Genomic DNA, 4,279 nt, shown 5'->3' on the forward strand with positions numbered 1-4,279 from the left:
CCTTGCCGATCCCCCCCCCCGCCGCGAGGGCGGCGAGCCGGGCGGCGACCGGCAGGGCGTGGCCGATGCCCAGCGCCGCCGCGAGCGTGCCGAGCACCGCGTCGCGGGCGCCGAGCACGTCGTAGTATTCCGCCGCCTCGGTCGGGAAATGCGCGGCGCCGGCATCATTCACGAGCAGCAGCCCGTCCTTGGCTCCGAACACCAGCACCGCGCCGAACCCGTGCTCGGCGCGCAGGGCGGCGGCGGCCTGGATCAGCGTCTCGTCGGTCGGCGCCGTCTCGCCGGTCAGGTCGGCGAGCAGCCGCCGGCCCGGCACCAGGACGTCGGCCCCGGCGAAGCGGGCGAGGCCGGCGGCGGCGGTGCCGGGATCGACCACGACGCGCCGGCCCAGCGACTTCACCGCGCGGATCAGCTGCGGCGCCACGTCGCCCGCGAGCACGCCCTGGCCGTAATCGGTGAGCACGGTGATGTCGGTCGCGGCCATCGCGTCGTGGGCGATGCGGATCATGCGTTCCGCGAGCTTGGCGTGGATCGGCGAGGGGTCGTCCTTGTCGGCGCGGAAGAGCTGCTGTCCCTGGGCGATGAACCGGCTTTTCACCGTCGTCAGCCGGCCGCCCTGCACCAGTATCCACGGCTCCACGCCTGGTTGGCCGCCGATCAGGCCGGTGAGGTCGGACCCGTTCTGGTCGTCGCCGACGATCGAGACGAACGCCACGGCGGCGCCGATCGCGGTGAGGTTGCGCACCACGTTGCCCGCCCCGCCGGGGAGGGCGACCTCGCGCGCGACGGTGAGGACCGGGACCGGCGCCTCCGGGCTGACGCGGGCGACGTCGCCGAACACGTAGCGGTCGAGCAGGAGGTCGCCCACGACCAGCAGGCTGGCCCGCGCGAGCCGGCGGACGGCCTCGGCCCAGTTGGTCTCCGCCGGGGGCTGCAACGTTTCCGTCATGTTCGCTGCCATCTTGCGCAGATCGGCCATGCCGGCAAGGAAACACTGCACCCGGCCGGGGCATACGGCCGCTCAGGCCTGCAGGAAGCCCAGCGTGTCGCCCTCCAGCACGACGCAGGTCAGCGCCCCGCCCATCACGGCCCCGGTGTCGATGCCGATCCGGTTCGGCCGGACCTCCGGCTCCCGGCACGGCGTGTGGCCGTGGACCACCACCGCGCCGAAATCGCCCGCGTGGTCGAGGAAGGGGTCGCGTATCCACAGCAGGTCGTGGTCGGCCTGCGCGGCGACAGGCACGCCCGGGCGCAGGCCGGCATGGACGAAGACATAGCTGCCGGCCGCCCACGTCATCGGAAGTGCCGCCAGCCGGGCGATCACCGCGTCGCCGACCGCCGCCGGCCAGGACGCGGGATCGGCGTCCGGGGACAGGCCGAAGCTCTCCAGCGTCGCGTCCCCGCCGTTGCGCAGCCAGTCATCGACCGCCCTGGCCGTACCGTCGAGGGCCGCCAGCATCATCGCCTCGTGGTTGCCGCGCAGGTTGATGACGGACACGCCGGCGATCCGCGGATCGGCGATGCGGGCGAGGACGCCGCGGCTGTCCGGGCCGCGATCGACGTAGTCGCCGAGATGCACCAGCGCCGTCTTCGCCGCCGGCCGCGCCGCGAGGTCGTCGTGGATCAGGGCATGCAGCGCCGCCAGCCGGTCGTCGCAGCCATGGATGTCGCCCACGGCATAGACGCGTTCCCCGTCGGGCAGCCGGCCGGGCGCGGGCTGCCGGGTCGGCCCGCGTGGGGGCTGGCGGTGTCGGGACTGGCGGTGTGGGGGCTGGCGGGACGCGGGCATCACGCCGGGCAGGAGACCCGGCCCTTTGCGCCGGTGTCCAGTGCCGTCATATCGGCCCGATGAACGATGCCATCGACGTGGAGGGGCTGCGCAAATGTTACGGGAAGGTCCTGGCGGTTGACGGGGTGAGCTTCCGCGTGCCGGCGGGGGCGACGGTTGGGCTGCTCGGCGGCAACGGGGCGGGCAAGACGACGACCATCGCCATGCTGCTCGGCCTGCTGATCCCGACGTCGGGGCGTATCCGCGTCCTGGGTCACGACATGGCGACCGACCGGTTCGCGGCGCTGGCGCGGATGAACTTCTCCTCGCCCTATGTCGCCCTGCCGGGCAAGCTGCGCGTGGCCGAGAACCTGCGCGTCTACGGGCATCTGTACGGCGTGCGCGGGCTGGAGGCGCGGATCGCGGAGCTCGCCGCGCAGCTCGATCTGGGGCCGCTGCTCGACCGGCCGGCCGGGTCGCTGTCGGCGGGGCAGAAGACGCGCGTCGCGCTGGCCAAGGCGCTGATCAACCGTCCCGACCTGCTGCTGCTCGACGAGCCGACCGCGAGTCTCGATCCCGATACCGGCGACCTCGTGCGCACGTGGCTCGAACGCTACCGGGCGGAGAGCGGCGCCACGATCCTGCTCGCCAGCCACAACATGGCGGAGGTGGAGCGGCTGTGCGGCCACGTGCTGATGCTCAAGGCCGGGCGCATCGTCGACCAGGGGGCGCCGGCGGAGCTGCTCGCCCGCTACGGGCGCGACGACATGGAGGCGGTGTTTCTCGACATCGCCCGCGACCGGCGGGCGGCATGAGCGCCGCCGCCGCCGCCGCCTCGGGCCGGCGGGTCTGGGGCATGATGTACCGCCATCTCGCGCTGTATCGCCGGTCCTGGCCGCGGCTGCTCGAGCTGATGTACTGGCCGGTGCTGCAGATGCTGATCTGGGGCTTCACGTCGCAGTTCCTGGCGCAGCGGACCGGCAATCCGGTGGCGCTCGCGGGCGGGGTGCTGCTGGCGGGCGTGCTGCTGTGGGAGGTCGCGCTGCGCGGCCAGATGGGAGTCGCGGTCACGTTCCTGGAGGAATTGTGGTCGCGCAACCTGGGCCACGTCTTCGTCAGCCCGATCCGGCCGTGGGAGATGGTCTGCGCCATGCTCGGCATGAGCCTCGCGCGCACCGTGATCAGCATCCTGCCGACGATCCTGCTGGCCTGGGCGCTGTACGCCTTCAACCTGTTCAGCCTCGGGCCGGTGCTGGTGCTGTTCATGCTGAACCTGCTGCTGATGGGCTGGTGGGTGGCGTTCGGGGTGACCGCGCTGGTGCTGCGTCACGGCATGGGGGCGGAGGCGCTGGCCTGGACGCTGATGTTCGCGCTGACGCCGTTCTCGGCGGTGTTCTACCCCGTGAGCGTGCTGCCCGCGGTGCTGCGCCCGATCGCGCTGGCGCTGCCGTCGGCGCATGTGTTCGAGGGGATGCGCGCGGCGCTGGCGCATGGGGTGATCCGCTGGGACCACCTCGCCGCGGCGTTCGCGCTGAATGCCGTGTGGATGGCTGCGGCGGTCGCCACGTTTGCCTGGCAGTTCCGGGTGGCGCGGGTGCGCGGGGCGCTGCTGTCGATCGGGGAATGACGCGCCCGGGTGGACCGAGCCAGCCGGCTGACACGGCCGGTTGACCGGCAACGACGCGATTTGTGAAGATGCCGTCTCCGGAATATGTCATAACAGCTTGGCAAATCGCTGAAACCTGTCCGGTGCGATCGGACATGCGGCGGGAGATGGACGATGAAACGGACGTTGCTGGCCGCCATCCTGGCGGCGCTGCCGTGGCTGGCGCCCTCCGCGCAGGCGCAGACGAAGCAGCAGGAGACGGTCGACCGCGCGACGCTGACGTTGCAGGACCTGTACGGTCCCGCCCGGCCGCAGGACCCGCTCTGGGCCATCCGCCATGCCAAGGCGGTGGTGATCTGTCCCGAGGTGTTCCGCGCGAGCTTCCTCCTCGGCGGGTCCGGGGGCGCCTGCGTGCTGTCGTCGCGCGATGCGCAGGGGCAGTGGTCCGACCCCGCCTTCTACGGCATGGCCAGCGGCAGCCTGGGGTTTCAGGTCGGCATCCAGAATGTCGAGCTGCTGATGATCATCATGACCGAGCGCGGGCTGGACGCCATCATGGACAGTCAGTTCAAGCTCGGCGCCGACGCCTCGGCGACGATCGCGACGCTCGGCACCGGCATCGAGGGCGCGACCAGCACCAATCTCGGCGCCGATATCCTGGTGATCGGCAAGTCGAGCGGCCTGTTCGCCGGGCTGTCGATCCAGGGCAGCGTGCTGACGTCGCGCACGGCGTGGAACCAGGACTATTACGGCCAGGCCTTCGCGGCCCGGCAGGTCGTGCTGCAGGGGCAGGCGCATAATCCGGGCGCCGCGCCGCTGCGCGAGATGCTGGCCCGCTATGCCGGCGCGCCGGGCCCCGGCCTCGCCGCCCAGGCGGCCCCGCCCGGCTATGCGGCGCAGGAGCC

Annotated in this window: 5 protein-coding genes; 3 read left to right on the top strand and 2 right to left on the bottom strand. The window is 72.3% G+C overall.

Features of this window, described 5'->3' with window-relative positions; all coding sequences use genetic code 11:
• Both B8460_RS15185 and B8460_RS15190 read right to left on the bottom strand, forming a co-directional pair.
• On the bottom strand, positions 1–949 hold a 949-nt coding region (locus B8460_RS15185), incomplete at its 3' end, for a bifunctional heptose 7-phosphate kinase/heptose 1-phosphate adenyltransferase (protein WP_048862454.1).
• Between the two features lie 72 nt (positions 950–1,021).
• Positions 1,022–1,675 (bottom strand): metallophosphoesterase family protein, encoded by a 654-nt coding sequence (locus tag B8460_RS15190; protein ID WP_241771205.1) that lies wholly within the window; start codon positions 1,673–1,675, stop codon positions 1,022–1,024.
• Between the two features lie 173 nt (positions 1,676–1,848).
• Between B8460_RS15190 and B8460_RS15195 the strand changes: the two genes are divergently transcribed.
• The 3 genes from B8460_RS15195 to B8460_RS15205 all read left to right on the top strand — a co-directional run.
• Positions 1,849–2,583: an ABC transporter ATP-binding protein gene (locus B8460_RS15195; protein WP_048862451.1), complete on the top strand. Its 735-nt coding sequence runs from the start codon at positions 1,849–1,851 to the stop codon at positions 2,581–2,583.
• On the top strand, positions 2,580–3,395 hold the full coding sequence (locus B8460_RS15200; protein WP_048862452.1) for an ABC transporter permease: 816 nt from the start codon (positions 2,580–2,582) through the stop codon (positions 3,393–3,395). The genes B8460_RS15195 and B8460_RS15200 overlap by 4 nt, the downstream gene beginning before the upstream one ends.
• A 153-nt stretch (positions 3,396–3,548) precedes the next feature.
• On the top strand, positions 3,549–4,279 hold a 731-nt coding region (locus tag B8460_RS15205), incomplete at its 3' end, for a lipid-binding SYLF domain-containing protein (protein WP_048862453.1).

It is taken from the genome of Acidisphaera rubrifaciens HS-AP3, assembly GCF_000964365.1.
In the GTDB taxonomy this organism is placed as follows: domain Bacteria; phylum Pseudomonadota; class Alphaproteobacteria; order Acetobacterales; family Acetobacteraceae; genus Acidisphaera; species Acidisphaera rubrifaciens.

Excerpts from the sequence above, each read along its gene's own strand:
- B8460_RS15195 (WP_048862451.1), top strand. The coding sequence starts at position 1,849 with ATGAACGATGCCATCGACGTGGAGGGGCTGCGCAAATGTTACGGGAAG.
- B8460_RS15200 (WP_048862452.1), top strand. The coding sequence starts at position 2,580 with ATGAGCGCCGCCGCCGCCGCCGCCTCGGGCCGGCGGGTCTGGGGCATG.